Here is a 24,751-nt window from a genome sequence, read left to right as displayed (position 1 = left end):
CGGCTCACGCCCCGCGCAGATCGCGCAGGCGGAAGCCGCCGGCAAACAGCACCGCGACATAAGTGCCCGCCCCCGCGACCACCAGCACGGCCAGGCGCCACAGCCGGGTGGCCACCGAAACGCCGTGCACCCATTCCGGCCACAGCCAGCGGCCCAGCAGCAGCACGGCAGCCATCGCCAGGCAGGACGAGCCCAACCGCAGCCAGTGCCGCGCCCAGCCGGGCTGCCGCTGGTACACGCCGGCGCGCTTGAGCCAGCGCCACAGCAGCATGAAGTTCACGTAGCTGGCCAGCGCACTGGCCAGCGCCAGGCCCACGTGCAGGCCGGGCACCTGGGCGATGCCGTCCAGCCAGCTGCCCTGCTTCACCGATGCCGGTGCCCACAGCTCGAAGAACAACGCGATCAGCAAGCCGTTGAAGATCATGTTGATCACCAGCGAGGCCACGCCCGCCTTCACCGGCGTGCGGGTGTCCTGGCGCGCATAGAACGCCGGCAGCACCACCTTGACCAGCGCATAGGCCGGCAGACCGCAGCTGAGCGCCAGCACGGCGGCGGCGGTCATGCGGGTGTCGAAGGCGGTGTACTGGCCGTTCTGGAACAGCGTGGCCACCAGCGGTTCGGCCAGCAGCGCCAGCGCGATCGCCGCCGGCACCGCGATCAGCAGCGTGATGCGCAGCCCCCAGTCCAGCGCCTTCGAAAATCCGGCCCGATCGGTGCCCACGTGGTGACGCGACAGCGACGGCAGGATCACCGTGCCCAGCGCGACGCCGAACACGCCCAGCGGCAGTTCGAGGAAGCGCGTCGACTGCCACAGCCAGGTCTGCGACCCGGTCACCAGCAGCGACACCACGATGGTGTCCAGCAGCAGGTTGATCTGGGCCACCGACGAGCCGAACAGCGTGGGCACCATCAGCCGCATGATTTTCCTGACCTGCGGATGGCGCCAGCCCCAGCGCGGCAGCACCAGCAGGTCCAGCTGGCGCAGGGCCGGCAGCAGGAACAGCAACTGCAGCACGCCGGCCAGCAGCACCGCCCAGCCCATCGCCAGGATCGGCACATGCAGGTGCGGCGCGATCCACAGCGCCGCCACGATCATGCAGACATTGAGGATGACCGGCGCCAGCGCCGGCATCGCGAAGCGATGGAAGCTGTTCAGCGCACCGCCGGCCAGTGCGGTCAGCGACACGAACAGCAGGAACGGGAACATCCAGCGCACCAGCTCGGTGGTCAGGTCGAACTTGTGCGGCTGGTCCAGCGCGCCGGGGATGAAGGCGGTGGCAAGCTGCGGCGCGAAGATCAGCCCCAGCGCCGTCACCACCAGCAGCACGCCGCCCAGGGTGCCGGCCACGGTCGCCATCAGTCGCTTCAGGTCATCGTGACTGCCGGTTTCCTTCACCTCGGTGAAGACCGGCACGAAGGCGGTGGAGAACGACCCTTCGGCGAACAGCCGGCGCATGAAGTTGGGGATGCGGAACGCCACCACGAACGCGTCGGTGGCGACCGTGGCGCCGAACACGTGGCTCATCGAGATGTCGCGCATCAGGCCCAGTACCCGCGAAATCATCGTCATGCTGCTGAACGAGAGCAGTCCGCGGAGCATGCTGGGTGACTTCATGAGTGCCTGGTTTCTGCCTGGGGCGCCGATCGCGCAGGGCGCACAGTCTGACAGCCCGTGCGGGCCGGATGACAGCCCGGATATGGCAGAATGGCGACACCCCGATGGCGACACGCCCCCGCCGGCCCATTCCGGCGGCGTAAATGATTGACGCATCGGCGAATCGCCCGCATAATTGGCGTCTTTTTCCAACCTCAACCCTGCATTCCGGAGTTCTACCTTGGCCAACATCAAGTCCGCGAAGAAGCGCGCGCGCCAGTCCGAACAGCGCCGCCTGCGCAACATCAGCGCACGTTCCATGGTCCGCACCGCCCTGAAGAAGGTCGTCAAGGCCATCGAGGCCAAGGACAAGGCAGCCGCCGTTGCCGCCTTCACCGCCGCCCAGCCGGTGATGGATCGCTACGCCGCCCGCGGCCTGATCCACAAGAACAAGGCCGCCCGCCACAAGAGCCGCCTCAACGCGAAGATCCGCGAACTGGCGTAAGCCGGGGCGCGATCCACGTTGCACGAGAAGCCGGCGCAAGCCGGCTTTTTCGTGCCCGGTCCCGAGTGTTGGCTCCTCCCCCTGCGCGCAGGGGGAGGTTGGGAGGGGGGCGCTTTTGACTTTGGCGAAGAGCGACCCCACCCCGACCTTCCCCTGCTCGCAGGGGAGGGAGCAAGACGCCAAACGCGTCACTGCCGCGGACGAAACTCCAGCGGCATCGGCTCGCCGGGACGCGCCGCGGCCGGCGGTTTCGGCCCGCAGGCGCCGCAGGTGCTACAACCATCGCTGCAATCGCCGGTGGCTTCGGTTGGCTGCAGGCGGCGGCCGAACGCCCGTGCCAGGGCGCTGCGGCCGGGCTGGCTGAAGTGGATCGACGCGGCGGCCATCCAGCGGTTGGTCGTCTTCCGGGCCAGCTTGCGCAGCACGATCCACACACTGGCCAGCACGGCCAGGCCGATCACCATGTACTGCAGCAGCAAACTCGTGCTCATGCGAGCACCCTCGCCACCTGGTAGACGATGAACGACGCGGCGTAGGCCATCACGAACATGTAGCCGAACGAGATCGCCACGTTGCGCCAGGAATCGGTCTCGCGCTTGATGATCGCCAGCGTGGACATGCATTGCGGCGCGTACGCGAACCACACCAGCAGCGACAGCGCGCTGGCCAGCGAGATCTGCCCGGCCAGCGCATGACCCAGCCCGCCGGCCGCTTCGCCGCCGACCAGATAGACCGTGGCCAGCGCCGCCACCGCCGTCTCGCGGGCGGCGAACGCCGGGATCAGCGCCAGGCTGATCTGCCAGTTGAAGCCGATCGGCGCGAAGATGTACTGCAGGCCGCGCCCGATGTAACCGGCGAAGCTGTATTCGATCGCCGGCCGGGTGGCGCCTTCGGGCGCACCGGGGAAGGTCGACAGGAACCACATCAGCACGGTCAGGCCAAGGATCACGCCGGTCAGCCGCTTCAGGAAGATCATGCCGCGCTCGTACAGGCCGATCGCCACGTCGCGCAGCTTGGGCACGCGGTACGAGGGCAGCTCCATCATCAGCGCGTGCTCGCTCTTGTCGCGGCGGATGTGCTTCATCACCCAGCCGACCAGCATCGCGCCAAGGATGCCGGCCAGGTACAACGCGAACAGCACCACGCCCTGCAGGTTGAACACGCCGAACACGTAGCGGATCGGGATGAACGCGCCGATCAGCAGCGCATACACCGGCAGCCGCGCCGAACACGTCATCAACGGCGCGATCAGGATGGTGGTGAGCCGGTCGCGCGGATCGGTGATGCTGCGCGTGCCCATGATGCCGGGGATCGCGCAGGCGAAGCTGGATAGCAGCGGGATGAACGAGCGTCCGGTCAGCCCCACCGACAGCATCAGCCGATCCAGCAGGAACGCGGCCCGCGGCAGGTAGCCCGACTCCTCCAGCACGATGATGAACAGGAACAGCACCAGGATTTCTGGCAGGAAACCCAGCACCGTGCCCAGGCCGCCGAACAGGCCGTCGGTGACCAGGCTTTGCAGCGGCCCGGCCGGCATCAGGGTGGCGGCGTGTCCGCCCATCCAGTCGAAGCCGTCGGCGATCGCGTCGGTCATCGGCTTGCCGATCGAGTACACCGCCTGGAACACCAGGAACATCACCACCGCGAGGATCGCCAGGCCGAACACCGGATGCAGCGCCCAGCGGTCCAGCGTGTCGTCGATCGCGGCGGTAGCGCGCGGCATGGTCACCGTGGCCGCCAGCAGTTCGCGCACCTGCGCATGCAGGTCGGCGCGGCTGGCCGCGTCATCGGGCTGCACCGGCGCGGCCGCGGGAACCTCGCCATCGACACGCTCGATCAGCGCCTGCGCGCCGCCGCGCTTCACCGCGACCGTTTCGACCACTGGCAGGCCCAGCCGACGCTGCAATTCGGGCACGTCGATCACGATGCCGCGCTGGCGGGCGGTGTCCATCATGTTCAGCGCCAGCACCACCGGCCGGCCGAGGCGCTTCACCTCCAGCACGAAGCGCAGGTGCAGGCGCAGGTTGGTGGCGTCGGCCACGCAGACGATCAGGTCCGGCACCGCCTCGCCCGGATAATTGCCGGCGCAGACATCGCGGGTGATCATTTCGTCCGGGCTGTTCGCGTCCAGGCTGTAGGTGCCCGGCAGATCCAGGATCTGCAGCACCCGGCCGGACGGCGCGGCGAAGCGGCCTTCCTTGCGCTCCACGGTGACGCCGGCATAGTTCGCCACCTTCTGCCGGCCACCGGTGAGCAGGTTGAACAAGGCCGTCTTGCCGCAGTTGGGATTGCCGACCAGGGCAATGCGCAGGGTCGACGCGCTCATGCCGCCGCCTCGCTGCGCACGCTGACCCGGCTGGCCTCGGCCTTGCGCAGCGCGAAGCGGGTGAAGCCGATCTGGATCAGCACCGGATCGCCGCCCATCGGCCCCACCGCCACCACCCGCACCGGCTCGCCGTCGACAAAGCCAAGGTCGCGCAAGCGCTGCGCGATCGGATCGGCCGCATGCGCATCGTGCACGCGGTCGACCACGGCGGGGGCACCCTTGGGCAATTCGGACAGACGCACGGGCGAAAATCTCAAATAAGAACAATTCGCATTGTAGTCCTTTTGTCGATATGGCTGCAGCACCCCGGGCCACCCCTGCGACAACGTTTATCATCGCGTTATTTGCGGGGACGACCTGATGACCGATTCCATCCTCAGCGAACGCCGCGGCGCGGTCGCCTGGCTCACGCTGAACCGCCCGCAGATCCACAACGCGTTCGACGACGCCCTGATCGCCGCGCTAACCGAGGCGCTGGCCCAGGCCGATGCCGATCCGGCCGTGCGCGCGGTGGTGCTGACCGGCAACGGCAGCTGCTTCTCCGCCGGCGCCGACCTGAACTGGATGCGCGGCATGGCCGGCGCCAGCGAACAGGAAAACCGCGAAGATTCGCTGCGCCTGGCGCGGCTGATGCGCAACCTGCAGTTCCTGTCCAAGCCGACCATCGCGCGGGTCAACGGCGCCGCGTATGGCGGCGGCGTGGGCCTGGTCGCCTGCTGCGACATCGCGATCGGCGTGGACACCGCCAAGTTCGCGCTGTCCGAAGTGAAGCTGGGCCTGGTGCCGGCGGTGATCTCGCCCTACGTGATCGCCGCGATCGGCCTGCGCGAGGCACGCCGGCTGTTCGTCAGCGGCGAGGTCTTCGACGCCGCCGAGGCGCACCGGATCGGCCTGCTGCATGCGGTGTCGACCGGCAGCGAACTGGACGAGGCGATCGAACGCCAGCTGCATTTCCTGGCCAAGGCTGGTCCGCTGGCCCAGCGCGAGGCCAAGCGGCTGGCCCTGCGCATCGGCGGCGCCGATCCGGCCGAAGCCGAACGCATCGATACCGAAAACGCCGCGCTGATCGCCCGCCTGCGCGTCTCGCCCGAAGGCCAGCACGGACTCGGCGCCTTCCTCGACAAGCGCGCACCGGCTTGGACCATCGGCTGACTCGCCGACGCCCCGCCAGGAATCCACATGACCAGACCCGTGCTCAACATCGATGAAGTCGTCGTCCAGGCCGTCGCGCTGCAGGGCGACATCGCCACGCGCTACGACTTGCGCAAGGGCGAAATCGCCCGCCACATCGGCGCCCGGAAGTTGGGTTACCGGCTCACCGTGGTGGCGCCCGGCAAGCGCGCCTGCCCGTTCCACAGCCACCGCAACGACGAGGAGATGTTCTTCATCCTCGAGGGCAGCGGTGAACTGCGCCACGGCGACGCGCGCTACCCGCTGCGCGCGGGTGACGTGGTGGCCTGCCCGCCGGGCGGACCGGAAACCGCGCACCAGATCATCAACACCGGCACCACCGAGCTGCGCTACCTGGCGGTGAGCACGATGGAACCGCTGGAGATATGCGAATACCCCGACTCGGGCAAGTTCGGCGCCTTCGTCGCCGGCGAGCCCCGGGCTTTCCGCCACATCGGCGTGCCCGGCGACGCGCACGACTACTGGGAAGGCGAATAGCGCCCTTGCCGCACCGCGCATCTGCTAAGTTTCCGGGGCTTTGCCCCAGCCAAGGAGTCCACATGTTCGAACGCGTACTGATCGCCAACCGTGGCGAGATCGCCTGCCGCGTGATCCGCACCTGCCGGCGGCTGGGCATCCACACCGTCGCGGTGTATTCGGAGGCGGACAAGGACGCGCAGCACGTGCGGCTGGCCGACGAGGCCTGGCCGATCGGCGGTCCGTTGCCGGCTGATTCCTACCTGCGCATCGACGCGATCCTCGACGCCGCGAAAAAGAGCGGCGCGCAGGCGATCCACCCCGGCTACGGCTTCCTGTCGGAGAACACCGCGTTCTCGCGCGCCTGCAAGGACGCCGGCATCGTGTTCATCGGCCCCGATCCCGAAAGCATCGACGCGATGGGTTCGAAAGCCGCCGCCAAGCAGCTGATGGCCAAACATGCCGTGCCGCTGGTGCCCGGCTACAGCGGCGACCAGCAGGACAATGCCTTTCTCGCCGAACAGGCGCACCAGGTTGGTTACCCGCTGATCATCAAGCCCTCGGCCGGCGGCGGTGGCAAGGGCATGCAGATCGTGCGCTCGGACGCCGAATTCCCCGAGGCGCTTGCCACCGCCCAGCGCGTGGCGCAGGCCGCCTTCGGCGACGCCTCGATGCTGCTGGAGCGCTACGTGGAGCATCCGCGCCACATCGAATTCCAGATCTTTGGCGACCGCCACGGCAACATCATCCACCTGGGCGAGCGCGAATGCTCCGCGCAGCGCCGCTACCAGAAGGTGCTGGAGGAAACGCCCTCGCCCTTCCTCACCCCGGAAAAGCGCGCCGCCATGGGCGAGGCCGCCGTGGCCGCCGCGCGCGCGGTGAACTACGTGGGCGCCGGCACGGTGGAGTTCATCGTCGGCCCTGCCGGCGATTTCCACTTCATGGAAATGAACACCCGCCTGCAGGTCGAGCACCCGGTCACCGAGCTGACCCACGGCGTGGACCTGGTGGAGTGGCAGTTGCGCATCGCCGATGGCGAACCGCTGCCGCTGGCCCAGCAAGACGTGGTTTCGCGCGGCCACGCGATCGAGGTACGCCTCTACGCGGAAGACCCGGACCAGAACTTCCTGCCCGGCTCCGGCAAGCTGCAGACGCTGCGCCTGCCGAGTCCTTCGCAGCACGTGCGCCTCGACGGCGGCGTGATCGAAGGCGACACGGTGACGATCTTCTACGATCCGATGATCGCCAAGCTGATCGTGTGGGACGAGGATCGCCCGAAGGCGCTGCAGCGCATGCGCGAGGCGCTGGCCGCCAGCGAGATCATCGGCCCGAAATCCAACATCGGTTTCCTCGAACGGCTGGTGCGCCATCCCGCCGTGATCGAAGGCCGCATCGACACCGGTTATCTCGATCGCCATCTCGAAGAGTTCCTGGTCGGCGACGTGGTGCCGGGCGACACCGTGCTGTTCGCCGCCGCCACTGCCGCCCTGCTCCACGACGAGGCCAGCATCCGCGGCGCTGCGTCCGATCCCCATTCGCCCTGGGCCCGCGCCGACGCCTGGCGCATCGGTCACGCCGGCAAGCGCATCGTCGCACTGACCTGGCGCGAACAACGCTACGACATCGAAGCCCACGGCCACGCCGGCGACTACCAGCTGCGCCGCGGCGAAGCCGCCTGCGAAGTGCGCGGCGCACGCCTGCTGGACGACTGCCTCAGCGCCCGCTTCGACGACGAGTCGCAACGCGTGCCGTTGCACGTCGATGCCGCCCACGTGCTGCTGCACGACGCCGATGGCCAGCGCTACAGCTTCAGCCGCACCGCCGCCTTCGCGTGGGAAGCGACCGACGCCGCCGGCGGCAACCAGATCATCGCGCCCATGCCGGGCCGCATCGTGCTGGTGAAGGCCAAGGCCGGCGAGGTGGTCGAACAGGGCCAGGAACTGCTGGTGATGGAAGCGATGAAGATGGAACTGGCCTTGAAGGCGCCGCGCGCCGGCACCATCGAAAGCATCAACGCCATGCAAGGCGAGTTTGTCGAGGCGGATGCCGTGCTGGTGCGCTTCGCCGAGTGAGCTTTTTAAGCCCCTCTCCCAATGGGAGAGGGGTTGGGGTGAGGGTTCGGGCAGGTCAGAGAGTCCATTTCGGCCCCGCACCCTCATCCGCCCCTTCGGGGCACCTTCTCCCAGGGGGAGAAGGGAAATGATGTCCTCCGGAGCTTTTTCATGAACACCTCCAACCACGTCCGCATCGTCGAAGTCGGCGCCCGCGACGGCCTGCAGAACGAGAAGACCCTGCTGCCGGCCGAGGTGAAGATCGCGCTGATCGACCGGCTCTCTGCCACTGGCCTCAAGACCATCGAGGCGACCAGTTTCGTCAGCCCTAAATGGGTGCCGCAACTGGCCGACGCCGCCGAGGTGTTCACCCGCATCCGCAAGCTGCCGGGCGTGAGCTATCCGGTGCTGGTGCCGAACCTGCAGGGCTACGCGCGTGCGCGCGAAGTCGGCGCCACCGAGATCGCCGTGTTCACCGCTGCCTCCGAAGCGTTCAACCGCAAGAACATCAACGCCTCGATCGACGAATCCATCGAACGTTTCATCCCTGTGATGGAACAGGCACGCGCCGACGGCGTGCAGGTGCGCGGCTACGTCTCCACCGTGCTCGGCTGCCCGTACCAGGGCGAGGTGCCGGTCAGCGACGTGGTACGCGTGGCGCGTCGCCTGCACGAACTGGGCTGCCATGAAATCTCGCTGGGCGACACCATCGGCGTGGGCACGCCGGCCAAGGCGCGCGCGATGCTGCACGCGGTGGCGCAGGAGGTGCCGATGGCGGCGCTGGCCGTCCATTTCCACGACACCTACGGTCAGGCGCTGGCGAACATCCTGGCCTGCCTGGAAGAAGGCGTGCGCGTGGTCGACAGCGCCGTTTCCGGCACCGGCGGCTGCCCGTACGCGAAGGGCGCCACCGGCAACGTGGCCAGCGAGGACGTGGTCTACATGCTGCACGGCTTAGGGCTGGAAACCGGCATCGACCTCGACCTGCTGGTCGCCACCGGCGCCTGGCTCGCCGCACAGCTGCACAAGGAAACCGCCAGCCGGGTCACCCGCGCACGGACGGCCGTGACCTGAGCCACTCGCGAAATCCCTATCGCGATCACTATCATCGGCTTTCGGTCGACGAGATGAAGCGATGCGCACGAGCCTGATGACCTGGTGGCGAACGGCGGCGGCACTGCTGATCCTGTTTTGCAGCCTGTCCGCCGGTGCCGCCACGCCGAAGGGCGACTGGTTGCTGCTGCCCGAACGTGTCTGGACCGCCGACGGCGATGCCGCGCATGCAGGCTGGGCCGTGCTGGTGCATGACGGCATCATCGCCGCGGTCGGCCCGTCCAAGTCGATCGACGCGCCCACCGACGCCCGCCGCGTCGAACTGCCCGGCGCCACGCTCACGCCCGGGCTGATCGACCTGCACTCGCATCTGTTCCTGCATCCGTACAACGAGACGCTGTGGAACGACCAGGTGCTGACCGAGCCGCAGGACTACCGCACGCTGCTGGCGGCAAGACACGCGCGCGACACCTTGCTCGCCGGCTTCACCACGCTGCGCGACCTGGGCACCGAAGGCGCCGGCTTTGCCGATGTCTCGGTGAAGCGCGCGATCGAGGAAGGCCTGATCCCCGGCCCGCGATTGTTCGTGGCCACCCGCGCGATCGTCGCCACCGCCAGCTACGGTCCCGGCCCGCGTGGCTTCCGTCCGGACATCACCCTGCCCGGCGGCGCGCAGGAAGTCAGCGGCGTCGACCAGGCGATGGCGGCCGTGCGCGAACAGGCCGCGCGCGGCGCCGACTGGATCAAGATCTACGGCGACTACCGCGTCGGCCCGGACGGCGCCACCGCACCCACCTTCACTCCCGCCGAACTGAAGGCGCTGATCGACACCGCGCACCAGATCGGCCGCCCGGTGGCCGTGCACGCGGCCAGCGACGCCGGCGTGCGCATGGCGGTGGAAGCCGGCGTGGACAGCGTGGAACACGGCTACGGCGCCAGCGAGGCCACCTTCAAGCTGATGAAGCAACATGGCACCGCCTACGAGCCCACGCTCACCGCGGTCGAGGCCACCGCCGAATATTTCCAGCATTACGTGCCCGGCAAGAGTGAACCGACAGAGCGCATGCGCGAAGCCGAACACGCCTTCCGCACCGCCTTGAAACTGGGGGTCACGATCGGCAACGGCAGCGACGTCGGCGTGTTCCGCCACGGCGACAACTGGCGCGAGCCGGCGGCGATGGTGGCCGACGGCATGACTCCGGTCCAGGCACTGCACGCGGCCACCAACGTGGCGGCGAAGATCCTGCGCCAGTCGCAGCGCTTCGGTCGCATCGCGCCCGGCCTGGCGGCCGACCTTGCCGCGTTCCGCGGCGATCCGAGTACGCAGATCGACGCCCTGCAACACCCGGTCTTCGTGATGAAGGCCGGCCTCCCCTATCTGACTCCCGCAGCCACCCCATGACCGACACGTTCCTGATCCGCCCCATCGAATCCAGCGACAACGCAGCCATGGCCGCGATCATCCGCGCCGTGATGCCCGAGTTCGGCGCCGACGGCCCCGGCTTCGCGATCCACGACGCCGAGGTGGACACGATGTACCAGTCCTACGCACAACCGCGCAGCAGCTATTTCGTGGTCGAGCGCGACGGCACGGTGATCGGCGGCGGTGGCGTCGCGCCCTTGCAGAACGCGGAGCCGGACGTGTGCGAGCTGCGCAAGATGTACTTCCTGCCCGCCGCGCGCGGCATCGGCGCCGGCACGGCGATGATGCAGCGCTGCCTCGACGCGGCCCGCGCGCACGGCTTTCGCCGTTGCTACCTGGAAACGCTGACCGGCATGGACGCGGCGCAGGCGCTGTACAAGCGCAGCGGCTTCACCGCGTTGTGCGCCCCGATGGGCGGCACCGGGCATTTCAGTTGCGACCGCTTCTTCATCCGCGACCTGTGAGGTGAGCCATGGCGAACCATGATCCGCGCATCGATGCCTATTTCGCGAAGTCCGCCGAGTTCGCCCGGCCGATCCTCGAACACCTGCGCGAGCGCGTGCACACCGCCTGTCCGGAGGTGGAGGAAGGCATCAAGTGGGGCATGCCGTTCTTCAGTTACAAGGCCGCACCGATGTGCATGATGGCCGCGTTCAAGCAGCACTGCAGCTTCGGTTTCTGGCTGTCGAAGGAAGTCACCGGTGGCAGCGACGAGGACGGCATGGGGCAGTTCGGCAAGCTCGCTTCGCTGAAGGATCTGCCCACGGACAGGCAGCTCGCCACCTTCTTGAAAAAGGCGATGGCGTTGAACGAAGCGGGCGTGAAGAAGTCACGCCCGAAGGCCGCTGCGAAACCCGCGCCAACCCTGCCGGAGGACCTGGCCACCCTGCTTGCGCAAAAGAAGCACGCGGCGGCCCGCAAGACGTACGAAGGCTTCGGCCCCGGCGCGCAGCGCGAATACGTCGAGTGGATAACCGAGGCGAAGACCGACGCCACCCGCCAGAAACGCCTCGCCACCACGCTGGAGTGGCTGGCCGAAGGCAAGAAACGCCACTGGAAATACGAGAACTGCTGAAGGCGCCAATCTCATGATCCGCACCGCCCACGACGACGACGCCGCCACCATCCACGCGATCTACGCGCCGTCGATCAGCGACGGCGTGGCCACCTTCGAAACCGAACTGCCCGGCGTGGACGCCATGCGCGAACGCCTTCGTGCACGCCTCAAGCACTACCCGTGGCTGGTCTGGGAAGAAGCCGGCGACGTACTGGCTTACGCCTACGCCGGCCGCTTCCGCGAACGCGCCGCCTACGACTGGATCGCCGAGACCTCGATCTACGTGCGCGCCGACGCACACCGCCGCGGCATCGCCCGCAAGCTCTATGGCGTGCTGCTGGACGTGATGCGCCTGCAGGGCATCACCCAGGCCGTCGGCGTGATCACCCTGCCCGGCACGGCCAGCGTGGCGATGCACGAGTCGATGGGTTTCACTGCCGCCGGCGTGTGGCGCCAGTGCGGTTACAAGCTGGGGCAATGGTGGGATGTGGGCGTATGGCAGAAGGAGCTGCAGCCTGCGGCGAATCCGCCCATCGCCGTCACGCCGTTTCCCCGGCTTCCGTCGGCGCCATTGCATTCGCTGCTGGAAGACCAGGGCCGAAGCGCTTAGGAGCGGTACCGCCATAAAAAAAGGCGTGCCCGCGATAGCGGGCACGCCTTCATGCATCACGAACGAACCGGCTTACTGGTTGAGCAGCAAATCAACAATCGCTCCGGTGGCGATCGCCACCAGCAGGAAGTCACCGTTGTCGCTGCGCACCCAGTGGTAGCCGCGGGGCGGCGGACGCAGACGGTCGTGACGCCAGTCGGTCACCACGTAACGGGTGCGGTATTCCACCGGCAGGTAGCCACCGCGTCGGTACCAGCCTTCGTGGCGGCCGCGGTCGCGCCAGTTCGAGTAATGACCGTGATCATGGCCGCGATGGTCGTTGTAGCCATGTCGGTCGCGATCGTTGTAGCCATGTCGGTCGCGATCGTGGCCATGGCCGTGACCCCGGCCGTGATCCTGTGCCAGCACGGAGCCGCTGGCCAGCATCAGCCCCACGCCACATGCCACAGAAAGACTCAGCAGCTTTTTCATGTTCATGGTTGCGCCCTTGCGTTGGTTGGAAAGAACCGTCGTGACGACTACGGAAAGACCTGCCTGGCGGTTCGACGCCAACATGGCCGGAGTCACCCCAACGCCGCGTGAATCCCCTGTCGCGACAGGCTTTGATGTTCAGCCTGCAGTCGCAGGCGCCGGTCGGCTACCATGGCGGTTTTTCGGCACTGGTAGCAAGGATTTCCCATGCAGCTCGATCAGGTCAAGGCAATCATCACCGGCGGGGCTTCCGGCCTCGGCCATGCGGTAGCGCAGCATTTCGTCGCCCACGGCGGCCAGGTCGCGCTGTTCGACGTCAACGAGGACAAGGGCCACGCCGCCGCGAAGGAACTGGGTGACGCCGCCTGCTTCTTCCGCACCGACGTCACCTCCGAGGACGGCGTGGCCACCAACGTCGCCGCCGCGCACCACGCGATGGGCGGGCTCAACGTGGTGATCAACTGCGCCGGCATCCTGGGCGCGGGGCGCGTGCTGGGCAAGGAAGGCGCGATGCCGCTGGCCACCTTCTCCGGCACCGTGATGGTGAATCTGGTCGGCAGCTTCAACGTGGCCAAAGCCGGCGCCGCGCTGATGCAGAACAACGAGGCGGGCGAGGACGGCGAGCGCGGCGTGATCATCAACACCGCTTCCGTCGCCGCCTACGAAGGCCAGATCGGCCAGGCCGCCTACTCGGCATCTAAAGGCGGCGTGGTCGGCATGACCCTGCCGATGGCGCGCGAACTGGCCCGCTTCGGCATCCGCGTGGCGACCATCGCCCCGGGCATCTTCTGGACCCCGATGGTCGACGGCATGCCCGAGTCCGTGCGGCAGTCGCTGTCCGCCTCGATCCCGTTCCCGTCGCGCCTGGGCCAGCCCAACGAATACGCCAGCACCGTCGCCTTCATCCTGGGCAATCGCTATATCAATGGCGAGACGATCCGGCTGGATGGCGCGGTGCGGCTGCAACCCAAATAAGCGAGGAGTGAGTGGAGAGGAGTGAGAGAGAACTCGCCTCATGCCGCTTCACCACACGCCTTTGCTCTTCTCTCACTTCTCACTCCTCTGAACTCACTCCTGACTTATGAAAGCTTCCGACGTCAAGAAAGGCAACGTGGTCGAGCACGACGGCACCGTCTACCAGGTGCGTGACATCGAGCGCAGCTCGCCCAGCGCGCGTGGCGGCAACGTCACCTTCCGCTTCACCCTGTATTCGATCCCCGGCGCACGCAAGTTCGATCTCAGCCTGCGTGCCGATGACGAGTTGCGCGAGATGGACCTGGTTCGCCGCGCGGCAAACTTCTCGTACATGGATGGCGACGCGTTCGTCTTCATGGATGCGGAGGATTACACCCAGTACCTGCTCTCGCCCGAACTGGTCGGCGACAACGCCGGCTACATCGTCGAGGACACCGAAGGCTATTACGTGCAGGTGATCGACGACTCGCCGGTCGGCCTGCAGGTGCCCACCAGCATCGTGCTGACCGTGGTCGACACGGCCCCGGAAATGAAGGGCTCCAGCGCCACCAAGCGCAACAAGCCGGCGAAGCTCAACACCGGCATCGAAGTGCAGGTGCCGGAGTACATCAGCAACGACGAGAAGGTGTGGGTGAACACGCTCACCGGCGAGTTCGCCGGGCGCGCCTGAATCCCCTGATGCCGACGAACCGGCGCGGGCCAGGCAGCAGGCTTGCCCTGCTGTTCGCCGCGCTGGTCATCCAGGCGGTTTCCGCGTTGCCCGCCAGTGCGGGCGACGCGGACTGGCCCCGGCCGGTGACGAAGTTCATCGAACGCAGCGAAAGCTGCCTGCATTTCGCAGGCGAGTTCGGCGGTGATGGCTCCGCGCGCGATGTCGAGGTCAATCGCCGGATGGACGAGCTGCGCTGCAACGCATTGCCGCACGAGCTCAAGACACTGCGCAAGCGCTACCGCAACGATCCACGCGTCAGCGAGCGGCTGGGCGCCTTCGACGAAGACGGCATGCCAGCGGACGCCGGCACGGACGACTGAGCGGCTGCCCGCCACGACCTGCGCCCGCGTAGTGCAGAATCAACCTTCCGACGTCACCGCGACCCGATATCCATGCCCTCCAGCGGTTATTCGCTACGCGCCCACGCGATCGAAAGCCTGACCGTCATCAAGCGGCCGGACGTGCCGTGGCGGGTGGTGGTGCGCAATACCGCGGCGGTGGTGCTGCCGCTGGCCGTGGGCATGGCCACCGGCTATCCGCAGATCGGCCTGGGCGTGGCCGCCGGTGCGCTGGACACGATGTTCTCCGACCAGCCGGGGCCGTATCGCCAGCGCATGCGCCAGCTGCTGCTGGCGTCGCTGGCGGCCGGGCTCGCCGCGCTGGTCGGCTTCCTGATCGGTGGCCAGCTGCTGCCCATCCTGATCGCCACGGCCGCCTGCGGCTTTTTTGGCGGGTTGCTGGTGGTGTTCGGCACCGATACCGCGCGGGTCGGCATGACCAGCATGATCCTGCTGGTGATCACCGCCTCCACGCCGACCTCGCTGGAGCACGCCTTTGGCGGCGCCGCCCTGATCTTCGCCGGTGGCCTGCTGCTGACCTCGTTTTCGCTGGCCGCATGGCCGCTGCAGCGCTACTGGCCGGAGCGTCTGGCACTGGCCAATGTCTACAGCGGACTTGCCGCGCTGGCCCGGCAACAGAACCACGACGATGCCGAGGTGCCGGCGCTGACCGAGGCGATGACCACGCTGCAGCAGACCCTGCTGGGTCGCCACCGCGCGCATGGCCGGGCGATGGAGGCCTTCGGCGTGCTGCTGGAACTGGCCGAGCGGATCCGGCTGGAACTCACCGCGATGATCGAGTTGCATGCCAACCCGGCGATCCACGGCCTGTTCCGCGACGACGCCGCGCGGGTGCTGGCGGCCATTGCCAGCGCGCTGGAACAGGGCGAGTCGCCCGAGCAGGCCGCTCGTGCGCTGCAGACCTTGCGCGCCAGCGAGCACGCGCTGCTCGACGGCGGCGGCACGCTCGACGGACTGGCCGCACACATCCATGCGCTGGCCGGCCAGCTGGCCGCCGCCGTGCGCAACGCCGACTGGGCCGGCAGCCGCGGCGAGCTGCGTGCCAGCGCGGCGGAAACCCGCCTGCCGAAGGCCCTGCGCAGCAGCTCCGCCCTGGCCACCTTGCGCGCCAGCCTCACCCCGCGTTCGGTGGCGTTCCGGCATGCCGTGCGCATGGCGGTCTGCCTCAGCGTCGCCTTGTGGGTCTCGCGCCTGCTGCAGCTGCCGCACGGCTACTGGCTGCCGATGACCGCGGCGATCGTGCTGCGGCCCGACTTCGCCGCCACCTTCAATTTCGGCCTGCTGCGCGTGCTCGGCACCGTGCTGGGCCTGGTGCTGACCACGGTGCTGCTGCACATCACGCCCGACGAACCGTGGGCGCACCTGGCCCTGATGGCGGTGCTGTGCATGGCCTTCCGCTATCTCGCCGGCGCCCACTACGGCATCGCGGTGGCGACGCTGACCGGCACCGTGGTGATCCTGCTGTCGTTCGAGGGAGTCAATCCCGGCCTGGCGGTGTCGGACCGGGTGATCAACACTGCCCTGGGTTGCGGCATGGCCTTGCTCGCCTACGTGGCGTGGCCGACCTGGGAGCGCGGTCGCGCCCGTGCTGCGCTGGCGGTGATGCTGGATGCCTATGCCAGCTACCTGCACGCGTTGGCGCAACCCGCGCAGACTGCCGCCCATCGCGACACGCGCACCGCGGCGCGCACCGCCCGCACCAACGCGCAGGCCTCGATCGACCGCATGCGCACCGAACCGGCCACGCCGCCCGAACTGCTGGCACTGGCTCGCGCGCTGTTCGCCAACGGCAACCGGCTGGCGCGCACCGCGATGACGCTGGAGGCCACCCTCGACGATCTCCCCCCCCTGGACCAGGCGGCCCTGGGCCGCTTCGTCGAACAGGCGGCCGGAAGCCTGCAAATTCTCGCCAGCGCACTGCGCGAACAGCGTGCGGCCGATGCCCTGCCCGACCTGCGCGCCATGCAGCGCGCCCTGGTCGGTTCGGTACGGGAAAGCGACGACCGCGTCGCCGCCGACCTGCTGGCGCGGATCAGCGACCGCCTGGTGGACAACATCAACACCCTGGCCCACGTGATGAACCGCAGCCGCTCCGACAGCGTGCCGGCTCCGTAAACCATCCCGCCGCACGCCTCCGCACTGCGGCGCGACGCCGCGGCGCGGAGGTTTTACACTGCGCGGATGCTCAAGATCGATACCCACGCGCACATCCTGCCCCGCGACTGGCCGAACCTGGCCGCCAAGTACGGCGACGACCGCTTTCCGGTGATGACCCATACCGACGGGCGACACCGCATCTACAAGGACAGCCGCTTCTTCCGCGAAGTGTGGGATTCGGCCTTCGACCCGCAGACCCGCATCGACGACTACGCCCGCTTCGGCGTCGACGTGCAGGTGATCTCCACCGTGCCGGTGCTGTTTTCGTACTGGGCACCGGGCCACCAGGCGCTGGAACTGCATCGCCATCTGAACAACCACATGGCCGGGCTGTGCCGCGACTACCCGCGCCATTACGCCGGCATCGGCACGGTGCCGCTGCAGGCCCCGGACCTGGCCATCCGCGAACTGGAGCGCTGCATCGACGAGCTGGGCCTGCAGGGCGTGCAGATCGGCTCGCACTGTGGCGACTGGAACCTGGACGCGCCCGAGCTGTTCCCCTTCTTCGAGGCCGCCGCCGACCTCGGCGCGGCGATCCTGGTGCATCCGTGGGACATGATGGGCATGGCCAGCATGCCGAAATACTGGATGCCGTGGCTGGTCGGCATGCCGGCCGAGCAATCGCGCGCCGCCTGCTGCCTGGCCTTCGGCGGCGTGCTGGAACGCCTGCCGAAACTGCGCGTGATGCTGGCCCACGGCGGCGGCAGTTTCCCTTCGACCATCGGCCGCATCGAGCACGGCTTCAAGATGCGCCCGGACCTGGTCGCCACCGACAATCCGCGCAACCCCCGCGAATACCTCAAACGTTTCTATTTCGACTCCTGCGTGCACGACGATCAGGCGCTGCGCTATCTGCTGGATGTGACCGGTGCACACCAGGTGATGCTGGGCACCGACTATCCTTTCCCGCTGGGGGAGCAGGAACCCGGCAGCGGCATCGAGGCGCTGGGCCTGGACGACACCGACCGCGCGCGGCTGTTCCACGGCACCGCGCTGGAATGGCTGGGCCTGCCTCTCCATCGCTTCGCTCCCGATTCCCTTTCGAAGGCATCCGCATGAACCTCCTGCGCAGCACCACCCTCGCCATCGCGTTCGCCGCCACCCTGCTTGCCACGGGCGTGCACGCCACCGACGTCAGCATGGCCGACGGCACCGTCACCTTCAGCACGCCCGACAGCTGGCTGGGCATCATGGAAACCCAGGGCGACCCCGAAGCCCACGTGTTCCAGGTGCCCGACCCCTCGCCCACCGGCAAGATCAGCCTCGCCCGCGTCACCGTCACGGTGAAGCAGGTCACCGACGTCAACAGCTTCAACCAGTACCGCAGCGAAGCCACCGCCAAGGCGATGGCGCTGCCCGGTTACAAGGTCGCCGACACGCCGCCCGGTCCCAACAGCAACATCTACACCGCGCAGGAAAACGGCACCGCCTTCAGCTACACCGAGCACTACTGGTTCAAGAACGGCCACGCCATCCAGCTGCGCTGCATGCGCCCCAGCGAAACCCAGGCCGGCGCCGCCTGGAAAGCCGATTTCGACAAGGGCTGCGCCGCCCTCGCCGCGCAATTGAAGTAACTCGTACCGCTCCCTCCCCTGCAACGCAGGGGAGGGTTGGGGTGGGGTCGCTCTGGCTCCTCGCCTCACCCGACCTCCCCTGAAAGCAGCCGGAGGCTCCGACTCCAAGAGAATCCCGATGTCCGTCACGTTCGAAGCCACCCACGACTGGGCCAACGCCCGCGACGCCGCCGATCCTCTGCGCGCGTTCCGCGACGAGTTCCTGATCCCGCCGCACGAAGGCCACGAAAGCGTGTACTTCTGCGGCAACTCGCTGGGCCTGCAGCCGCGCGCGGTGCGCGAAGCGGTCAACGCGGAACTGGACTACTGGGGCGAACTCGGTGTCGAAGGCCACTTCAAGGGCCGCCTGCCGTGGATGGACTACCACGAGTTCGTGCGCGACGACCTCGCTGCCGTGGTCGGCGCGCTACCCGTCGAAGTGGTGGCGATGAACACCCTGGGCGTGAACCTGCACCTGATGATGGTCAGCTTCTACCGCCCCACCGCCGCGCGCCCGGCGATCCTGATCGAGGGCGGCGCGTTTCCCACCGACCGTTACGCGGTGGAATCGCAGATCCGCTTCCACGGCTTCGACCCGGCCACCGCGCTGATCGAGCTGCAGCCCGACGAAGCCAACGGCACCACCTCGCTCGCCGCGATCGAACGCGCGCTGGCCGAACACGGCTCGCGCATCGCCCTGGTGATGCTGCCCGGCGTGCAATACCGCACCGGCCAGGCGTTCGACATCGAGGTGATCACTGCACTGGGGCACAAGCATGGTTGCGTCGTCGGCTTCGACCTCGCCCACGCCGTCGGCAACCTGCCGCTGCAGTTGCACGACAGCGGCGCCGACTTCGCGATCTGGTGCAGTTACAAATATCTCAACAGCGGCCCCGGCGCCGTCGGCGGCGCCTTCGTGCATGAACGCCACGCCACCGCCGTGCTGCCGCGCTTCGCCGGCTGGTGGGGTCACGACAAGACCACTCGTTTCCAGATGGGCCCCGAGTTCCAGCCCACCGCCGGCGCCGATGGCTGGCAGCTCTCCAACCCGCCGATCCTCGCGCTGGCCCCGCTGCGCGTGTCGCTGCAGATCTTCCGCCGCGCCGGCATCGGCATGCTGCGCGAGAAATCCCTGCAGCTCACCGGTTATCTCGAATGGCTGGTGCAGACCCGGCTCGGTAACGTGCTGCAGGTGGTGACGCCCGCCGCTCCCGCCCGCCGCGGCGCCCAACTGTCGATCCGCGTGATCGGCGGCCGCGAGCGCGGCCGCGCCCTGTTCGAATACCTGATGGCCAACGGCATCATCGGCGACTGGCGCGAACCCGACGTCATCCGCATCTCCCCCGCGCCGCTGTACAACCGGTTTGCGGATTGCCTGGCGTTTGCGGAGGCAGTGCGGGCGTGGAGTCAAGGCTGACCGATCTGACACATTCATCGCCCATGCTCGCTTTCCACCCGAAGCGGACATGGGGCCGGGCGATCAGGGCTCGTTATCGAGAGTGAGGCAAGGGTGACTCCCGAGCGATGGCGGCCTCGTCATGCCAGGGACGCAAATCTTCCGCGGACTGTGAGCGCTGCGGCTTTCTGCATGGCCGGACACCCGCGCAGGCTACTTTCAGCGGACAGCTATGTTGTTCGGATCAAACAGGCATTTTGGTGACGCGCTGCGTCGTGCGTTTGGGCGCACTGGCACATCTCCCTAGTCGGGCTCCCAGGGATCGAGTTCACCGTTGGTATCAAACGCGCCATCGTCGTATTCATCCAGCAGCAAAACCGATCGGTCTGCGAGCCACTTCTTGCGCTGATGCGGAGGCATGCCTTCGAGGTGATCCGAGAAATCTTCATCGAAAATCACCTCCGGCCCTTTGTGGAGCCGAATGATCGGATCGGCTATATCGGCTGTCACTGCCACGCGTTTCCTGGCCATGCTGCAGGTCTCGACGGATGGTTCATCGCTAGTTGCCGGAAGACGCATCCTGCAACCTCGCTTCGAGCCGGGCAATCGTTTCGAGCAAACGTTCGCGTTCTTCCTCATGGGAAGTAGCCAGCATGGCGCGTGCGTGCGCTGTGGCCCGTATCCAAAGCATCGCGGCGATTTGCTGGACCTCCGGCGGTGGCGTCCAGGGATCGGCCGCTGGGGCGATGATGCGCCGCCCCAGGTCCTCCCACCAGACGTCCAGAAATCCGGCGATGACGTCATGCGAGCCCGTGCCGACCAACGCCCGTACACGGTCGGGGCTCGGGCGTTCGCCAGCGACGAGCAGCATGTCTGCCGCCTCGGCAACGGCAGCCGGAGTCACCCCGGAATGCTCATGTCGGCCCTTCACCTTTGGCGCGCCTTTGCATTGAGCTCATCCACGGTGAAGATCGCCTCGGGAACGGCTTCCAGATGCGCACGACCGATGGGTTCTCCATTGCCGTCAGACAGGCCATACGTATGCTCCCGCATTTTCTCCAGCGCGCGGTCGACGGCCGCGATCCGATCCAGGTCGTGCGCCAACAGCGCCTCGTCATTGGCCTGCTGTTCGAGGCGGTTGCCATCGTCAACGGCATCCTGGGGCTCGTCACCGGCGGCCATCTGCAAGGTGTCTTCCTCGGCACCGGCTGCGTCTCCACCGGCAATGAGCTGCGCCCGCAGTTTGAGCAGCCGCCCGCGCTGGCGCGCAATGAAGGTTTCATCGAGGTTTTCATCAATAGGCTGTTTCATGGTTGCTTCCGATTGGCATGGTCGTGAGTGGCCCGAACCTGATTCTTCCGTTGCAGGTGGCGACGGGCCATGTATCGCGGGTTCCATCCCTTTGAAGCCGGCGGCGAGAGTGTTGGAAAACATCAAGGCGAAAGGCCGGAACGCCCGGTTGTCGGCCATGGCGGCATGAGTTGCTGTTCAGGGGAAACGGAGGCGCTGCATGTCGATCATCCGCTTCCAAGGTCATACGGGCCTCCGCGCCGGATGGCGGCCTGGTACGCCGGCCGGCGCTGGAATCGGCGGACCCATGCTTCGAGATTCGGGAACCGGCTCGTGTCGGTCCGGATCGCCGCCAGTTCACCGATGAAGCTCATCTGCACGTCCGCCGCGGAGAACGCGTTTCCCACGAGGTAGTCGCGCTCCTCCAGGCTCTGGTCGATGTAGCGCAAATGAGTGTCCAGCTCGATGTCGACGTGCTGCTTGAGCGGGCGCCACATGTTGCCCAAGTGCGAGACCAGTCCCTTCATGATCAAGGGTAGTGCTGCCGACGCTTCGGCGTAGTGGAGCCACTGCACATACTGGTCGTAGAGCCAGCTGTCCGGCGACGGCGCGAGCCTGCCTTCGCCGTGGCGGCGGACGATGTAATCGACGATCGCGCCCGACTCGGCCACGGTGCGGCCGTCGTCGGTGATCACCGGGGACTTCCCCAGTGGATGGATCGCCTTCAATGCCTCCGGAGCCAGATGACTCCTGCCTTCGCGCTCGTATAACCTGATCTCGTAGGGCACATCCAGTTCTTCCAGAAGCCAGAGGATGCGCTGGGATCTCGAATGGCTGAGATGATGAACGACGAGCATGGGTCAGACGGTGGCGACTTCGTCGCAGGCCTGTTCCATGGCGCGCATGTAAGTCTCGTCCCCGGCGCGTCGACCGGTGGCGATGGCCGTCTGACTATGGGTCGAGACGATGTCCGCGCCTGCGCCCAATGTCCGGCTCACCGGGCAGCGGTCCGCCGCGGCGAGCAACTGTTTCATCTCGTCTTCGGTGACCGCTGCATCGATGAAAATCGAGCGTTCGAACACGTCGCGTCGCGATCCGGGATCGCGCTGGTGCGTGATCACGACCTGCACGTGGGACACGGCGATCGACTTGCGCCGGGCATAGAGCTTCACGGTCATGACCGTGCATGCGCCGAGCGCGGCACTGAGCAGATCGAACGGCCCCGGGCCGGAAGCCAGGCCGCCCGAAGCGATCGGTTCGTCGGAAAGAAACGACGTTCCCTGGGCGCGCACTTCCACCTGGAACAGTCCGAGCCCCGTATCTTCGATGATCACTGGATGTCTGGTCATGCAAACGACCTCGATTGGCCTGGGGAAGTCATGCTGGATAGTCGCCAACGAGCGTTGTCGAAGAGCCGCCGGAAGTCGGGTCCGCTTCTTGCCGGGCTCGCCTGCGATACGCCGTCGGATCCTCGCCGTAGCGCTGGCGGAATCGCGAACTGAAATGGCTGCGGCTGGCGAAACCCACGGCCGTCGCGATCGATGCAATGGAAGTCTCGGTCGCTGCAATCAGGTCACGCGCCTTGGCCAGGCGCGCACGCGCCACGAATTCGATCGGTGTCGCGCCCGTGGTTTCCACGAAGGCCTTCGCGAAGGCGGACCGGCTCATGCAGGCAGCTTTGGCCAACGAGGCCACGGTATGCATCGCCGACGGCTGCGAGAGGATGGCGATGACCGACCGGCCCACGCCGGGCTTCAGCAGGATCGACGGCGAACCGCCGGGGTTGTGCAATTGATCGAGATCGTGGCGCAGCAGTTCGACCAGACAGGCCTTCATCAGGGTGTTGGCGAGAGTCTGGGAGCCGGCCGTGCGGAACCGGCTTTCGTCGAGCATGGTTTCAAATGCGCTTCGGACAAACGCATCGTTCTCGGGTCTGGCGCTTATCGGCTGCACCAGGCCGTCGAACGCGTCGAAATCGTTCGCAAAGCCGATCTGGATCCGCCCGCACAATACGCGGATATCGTGTTCATCGCCCTCGAACGCGTCGACGTACATGAGGTTGTGTATCCCCATGTGGATGACGTCCTGGGCGTTGTACGTCCGGTTGACGGTTTCCTGGCCCGTCAGCGTACGCGCCAGGTTCTTGGGCAGCAGGACGACACTGCCGGCCGGCGACACCAGCGGCTCGTTGCCGTCGACGCGCAGATGCAACGTGCCCTTGAGCACGTACATGATCTTCAGGTCGGAAATGGCCGGAATGACGAGTGCCGCATCCCGGGCGATCCGGCATATCGCGAACGCCTCGGCGCGGACGTCCATGGAATCGAGGATCCGTTCCGCCAGCGCCGCTGGTGGGCAGGACGATGCCGACGCGGTCGAGTCCCGCCTGAACAATTGGTCGAAATCGGAGCTTCTCATGGGAGTGCCATCATGTCGTGGGTTTCATCGAGTTCCATCGGGCTGCCGCCAACCAGGGCACGACGCGGCGCCCTTGCCGCGCCAGGGAAGAGGGTGCTCCAAGGCGTACAACCACACCCTCGCCGCAGATGTCTCCTTCGACATGGAGGCCGAGTTCTCACGGGCGGACGCGGATGATCGTCTTCCCATGGAGCCGCTCGGTCGCGTTGAAGGTCGCAACGGCGTTGTCGAGGGTTGAGATTTTGCCGATGTTCGTCCGCAACCGCCCGTCTCGCACCCGCTGGACGATCTCACCAAGCTGGACACGATCGGACTCGACCACGAAGTCGACTGCCAGACCATCGGCCGGGCGTGCTTCGGGCGGCCCGACGACGGTCACCAGCACCCCTCCGGCCCGGATCAGGCGTGCGGACCGTTTCTGGATGTCGCCGCCGATGACATCGAACACCAGATCGACCCCGCCGATGTCTTCCAGGGTGTCGTTTTCGAGGTCGACGAATTCGTTCGCGCCGAAGTCGAGCGCCTTCTGACGGTCGGCCGCGCGTCCGGTGCCGATGACGTAGGCGCCGGCCTCTCGTGCGAGCTGCGTCACCATCGACCCGACCGCACCGGCCGCGCCGTGCGCGATGACGCTCTGCCCTGCCCGAAGGCGACCGTGCTCGAACAGTCCCTGCCACGCGGTCAGGCCCGAGATCGGCAGGCTCGCGCCCACCGAGAAATCGACGTCGCCCGGCAGCGGTGCGAGGTTGCGCGCCTCCATGGCCACGTACTCCGCCAGGGTGCCGTCGCGATACCAGTCCGCGAGGCCGAACACCCGTTGTCCCACCGACAGACCCGTCGTGCCATAGCCGAGGGCGGTGACCACGCCGGCCAGCTCGTGGCCGGGGATCGATGGCGTCCGGTCATGGTCGCGGCGATCGGTCCAGGTCGAGGGCCAGGTCAACTCGGTCCCGACGAAACCCGATGCATGGATCTCGACGACGACGTCGTTGATCGCTGCCTGCGGCTCGGGCCGATCCACCAGTTTCATCCCGGCCGTTCCCGCCGCCTGGTCCACCACCACGATCGCTTTCATTGGATGCCTCCTCGGTCATTTGTCTCTTTGATGGAAACGTTGAGGGGTGGAAAACCTGACGTCTGATTCGGAAACCGGA

28 protein-coding genes are annotated in these 24,751 nt (G+C 67.2%); 16 read left to right on the top strand and 12 right to left on the bottom strand.

Translation table 11 applies throughout. The features are described 5' to 3' along the window. Positions 1 to 4: 4 nt before the first annotated feature. Complete coding sequence (murJ, locus tag I6J77_RS06285) at positions 5 to 1,615, bottom strand: murein biosynthesis integral membrane protein MurJ (RefSeq protein ID WP_204110967.1); 1,611 nt, start codon at positions 1,613 to 1,615, stop codon at positions 5 to 7. 220 nt (positions 1,616 to 1,835) lie between these two features. On the opposite strand from murJ, the gene rpsT reads away from it, so the two are divergent. Continuing rightward, positions 1,836 to 2,099 carry a 30S ribosomal protein S20 gene (gene rpsT / locus I6J77_RS06280; RefSeq protein WP_007804840.1) on the top strand — a complete coding sequence of 88 codons (264 nt, stop codon included), beginning with the start codon at positions 1,836 to 1,838 and terminating at the stop codon, positions 2,097 to 2,099. A 188-nt stretch (positions 2,100 to 2,287) separates the two neighbouring features. Here rpsT and I6J77_RS06275 read toward each other — a convergent pair whose 3' ends face one another. Genes I6J77_RS06275 through I6J77_RS06265 form a run of 3 tightly spaced genes read right to left on the bottom strand, consistent with a single transcriptional unit; the run spans position 2,288 to position 4,667 of the window. Then, positions 2,288 to 2,590 carry a DUF6587 family protein gene (locus I6J77_RS06275; RefSeq protein WP_204110966.1) on the bottom strand — a complete coding sequence of 101 codons (303 nt, stop codon included), beginning with the start codon at positions 2,588 to 2,590 and terminating at the stop codon, positions 2,288 to 2,290. Then, positions 2,587 to 4,425 (bottom strand): ferrous iron transporter B, encoded by a 1,839-nt coding sequence (locus tag I6J77_RS06270; RefSeq protein WP_056713905.1) that lies wholly within the window; start codon positions 4,423 to 4,425, stop codon positions 2,587 to 2,589. The genes I6J77_RS06275 and I6J77_RS06270 overlap by 4 nt, the downstream gene beginning before the upstream one ends. Continuing rightward, positions 4,422 to 4,667, bottom strand: a complete 246-nt coding sequence (locus I6J77_RS06265) for a FeoA family protein (RefSeq protein WP_007804835.1) — start codon at positions 4,665 to 4,667, stop codon at positions 4,422 to 4,424. Before I6J77_RS06265 ends, I6J77_RS06270 begins: the two co-directional genes overlap by 4 nt. A gap of 118 nt (positions 4,668 to 4,785) precedes the next feature. Between I6J77_RS06265 and I6J77_RS06260 the strand changes: the two genes are divergently transcribed. The 8 genes from I6J77_RS06260 (at position 4,786) to I6J77_RS06225 (ending at position 12,266) form a co-directional block, all read left to right on the top strand. Further along, on the top strand, positions 4,786 to 5,577 hold the full coding sequence (locus tag I6J77_RS06260) for an enoyl-CoA hydratase/isomerase family protein (RefSeq protein ID WP_204110965.1): 792 nt from the start codon (positions 4,786 to 4,788) through the stop codon (positions 5,575 to 5,577). Positions 5,578 to 5,604: 27 nt separating this feature from the next. Then, positions 5,605 to 6,093 (top strand): cupin domain-containing protein, encoded by a 489-nt coding sequence (locus I6J77_RS06255; RefSeq protein WP_204110964.1) that lies wholly within the window; start codon positions 5,605 to 5,607, stop codon positions 6,091 to 6,093. A 62-nt stretch (positions 6,094 to 6,155) separates the two neighbouring features. Further along, positions 6,156 to 8,144: an acetyl/propionyl/methylcrotonyl-CoA carboxylase subunit alpha gene (locus I6J77_RS06250; RefSeq protein WP_204110963.1), complete on the top strand. Its 1,989-nt coding sequence runs from the start codon at positions 6,156 to 6,158 to the stop codon at positions 8,142 to 8,144. Between the two features lie 150 nt (positions 8,145 to 8,294). Beyond that, positions 8,295 to 9,197, top strand: a complete 903-nt coding sequence (locus I6J77_RS06245) for a hydroxymethylglutaryl-CoA lyase (protein ID WP_204110962.1) — start codon at positions 8,295 to 8,297, stop codon at positions 9,195 to 9,197. Positions 9,198 to 9,258: 61 nt separating this feature from the next. After that, a complete protein-coding gene (locus I6J77_RS06240) occupies positions 9,259 to 10,578 on the top strand; it encodes an amidohydrolase family protein (RefSeq protein ID WP_204110961.1) in 1,320 nt (439 codons plus the stop codon). Continuing rightward, complete coding sequence (locus I6J77_RS06235; RefSeq protein ID WP_204110960.1) at positions 10,575 to 11,063, top strand: GNAT family N-acetyltransferase; 489 nt, start codon at positions 10,575 to 10,577, stop codon at positions 11,061 to 11,063. The genes I6J77_RS06240 and I6J77_RS06235 overlap by 4 nt, the downstream gene beginning before the upstream one ends. 8 nt (positions 11,064 to 11,071) lie before the next feature. Next, a complete protein-coding gene (locus I6J77_RS06230) occupies positions 11,072 to 11,674 on the top strand; it encodes a YdeI family protein (RefSeq protein WP_204110959.1) in 603 nt (200 codons plus the stop codon). A gap of 13 nt (positions 11,675 to 11,687) precedes the next feature. Beyond that, positions 11,688 to 12,266: a GNAT family N-acetyltransferase gene (locus tag I6J77_RS06225; RefSeq protein ID WP_204110958.1), complete on the top strand. Its 579-nt coding sequence runs from the start codon at positions 11,688 to 11,690 to the stop codon at positions 12,264 to 12,266. A 72-nt stretch (positions 12,267 to 12,338) separates the two neighbouring features. Here I6J77_RS06225 and I6J77_RS06220 read toward each other — a convergent pair whose 3' ends face one another. After that, on the bottom strand, positions 12,339 to 12,743 hold the full coding sequence (locus tag I6J77_RS06220; RefSeq protein ID WP_343230159.1) for an RcnB family protein: 405 nt from the start codon (positions 12,741 to 12,743) through the stop codon (positions 12,339 to 12,341). Between the two features lie 201 nt (positions 12,744 to 12,944). Between I6J77_RS06220 and I6J77_RS06215 the strand changes: the two genes are divergently transcribed. From I6J77_RS06215 to kynU, 7 genes are all read left to right on the top strand, one after another. After that, positions 12,945 to 13,712: an SDR family NAD(P)-dependent oxidoreductase gene (locus I6J77_RS06215; protein ID WP_204110957.1), complete on the top strand. Its 768-nt coding sequence runs from the start codon at positions 12,945 to 12,947 to the stop codon at positions 13,710 to 13,712. 106 nt (positions 13,713 to 13,818) lie between these two features. Then, entirely contained in the window at positions 13,819 to 14,382 is a 564-nt protein-coding gene (gene yeiP / locus I6J77_RS06210; protein WP_204110956.1) for an elongation factor P-like protein YeiP, read from the top strand. Between the two features lie 8 nt (positions 14,383 to 14,390). Beyond that, positions 14,391 to 14,744: a hypothetical protein gene (locus tag I6J77_RS06205; protein WP_204110955.1), complete on the top strand. Its 354-nt coding sequence runs from the start codon at positions 14,391 to 14,393 to the stop codon at positions 14,742 to 14,744. Positions 14,745 to 14,816: 72 nt separating this feature from the next. Then, positions 14,817 to 16,898 carry an FUSC family protein gene (locus I6J77_RS06200; protein WP_204110954.1) on the top strand — a complete coding sequence of 694 codons (2,082 nt, stop codon included), beginning with the start codon at positions 14,817 to 14,819 and terminating at the stop codon, positions 16,896 to 16,898. Between the two features lie 66 nt (positions 16,899 to 16,964). Further along, the gene (locus I6J77_RS06195) at positions 16,965 to 17,999 is read left to right on the top strand and encodes an amidohydrolase family protein (protein WP_056765598.1); all 1,035 of its coding nucleotides are present in this window, start codon (positions 16,965 to 16,967) and stop codon (positions 17,997 to 17,999) included. Then, positions 17,996 to 18,514 carry a hypothetical protein gene (locus tag I6J77_RS06190; RefSeq protein WP_204110953.1) on the top strand — a complete coding sequence of 173 codons (519 nt, stop codon included), beginning with the start codon at positions 17,996 to 17,998 and terminating at the stop codon, positions 18,512 to 18,514. Before I6J77_RS06195 ends, I6J77_RS06190 begins: the two co-directional genes overlap by 4 nt. Positions 18,515 to 18,632: 118 nt before the next feature. Continuing rightward, complete coding sequence (gene kynU / locus I6J77_RS06185; protein WP_204110952.1) at positions 18,633 to 19,910, top strand: kynureninase; 1,278 nt, start codon at positions 18,633 to 18,635, stop codon at positions 19,908 to 19,910. 282 nt (positions 19,911 to 20,192) lie between these two features. On the opposite strand, the gene I6J77_RS06180 is transcribed toward kynU, so the two are convergent. From I6J77_RS06180 to I6J77_RS06150, 7 genes are all read right to left on the bottom strand, one after another. Further along, positions 20,193 to 20,420, bottom strand: a complete 228-nt coding sequence (locus I6J77_RS06180) for a hypothetical protein (RefSeq protein ID WP_204110951.1) — start codon at positions 20,418 to 20,420, stop codon at positions 20,193 to 20,195. A gap of 28 nt (positions 20,421 to 20,448) precedes the next feature. Next, the gene (locus I6J77_RS06175) at positions 20,449 to 20,760 is read right to left on the bottom strand and encodes a DNA-binding protein (RefSeq protein ID WP_204110950.1); all 312 of its coding nucleotides are present in this window, start codon (positions 20,758 to 20,760) and stop codon (positions 20,449 to 20,451) included. A gap of 56 nt (positions 20,761 to 20,816) precedes the next feature. Then, positions 20,817 to 21,200: a TraR/DksA family transcriptional regulator gene (locus tag I6J77_RS06170; RefSeq protein WP_204110949.1), complete on the bottom strand. Its 384-nt coding sequence runs from the start codon at positions 21,198 to 21,200 to the stop codon at positions 20,817 to 20,819. A gap of 206 nt (positions 21,201 to 21,406) precedes the next feature. Continuing rightward, a complete protein-coding gene (locus tag I6J77_RS06165) occupies positions 21,407 to 22,036 on the bottom strand; it encodes a glutathione S-transferase family protein (RefSeq protein ID WP_204110948.1) in 630 nt (209 codons plus the stop codon). 3 nt (positions 22,037 to 22,039) lie between these two features. Then, on the bottom strand, positions 22,040 to 22,528 hold the full coding sequence (locus I6J77_RS06160) for an OsmC family protein (protein ID WP_204110947.1): 489 nt from the start codon (positions 22,526 to 22,528) through the stop codon (positions 22,040 to 22,042). Between the two features lie 28 nt (positions 22,529 to 22,556). Beyond that, a complete protein-coding gene (locus tag I6J77_RS06155; protein ID WP_204110946.1) occupies positions 22,557 to 23,498 on the bottom strand; it encodes an AraC family transcriptional regulator in 942 nt (313 codons plus the stop codon). A gap of 256 nt (positions 23,499 to 23,754) precedes the next feature. Then, the gene (locus tag I6J77_RS06150) at positions 23,755 to 24,672 is read right to left on the bottom strand and encodes an NADP-dependent oxidoreductase (RefSeq protein WP_204110945.1); all 918 of its coding nucleotides are present in this window, start codon (positions 24,670 to 24,672) and stop codon (positions 23,755 to 23,757) included. Between the last annotated feature and the right edge of the window lie 79 nt (positions 24,673 to 24,751).

This window comes from Rhodanobacter sp. FDAARGOS 1247, from assembly GCF_016889805.1.
Lineage (GTDB): Bacteria > Pseudomonadota > Gammaproteobacteria > Xanthomonadales > Rhodanobacteraceae > Rhodanobacter.
The sequence above is the reverse complement of the archived record's forward strand: the minus strand, read 5'-3'. Positions and strand labels throughout refer to the sequence as shown.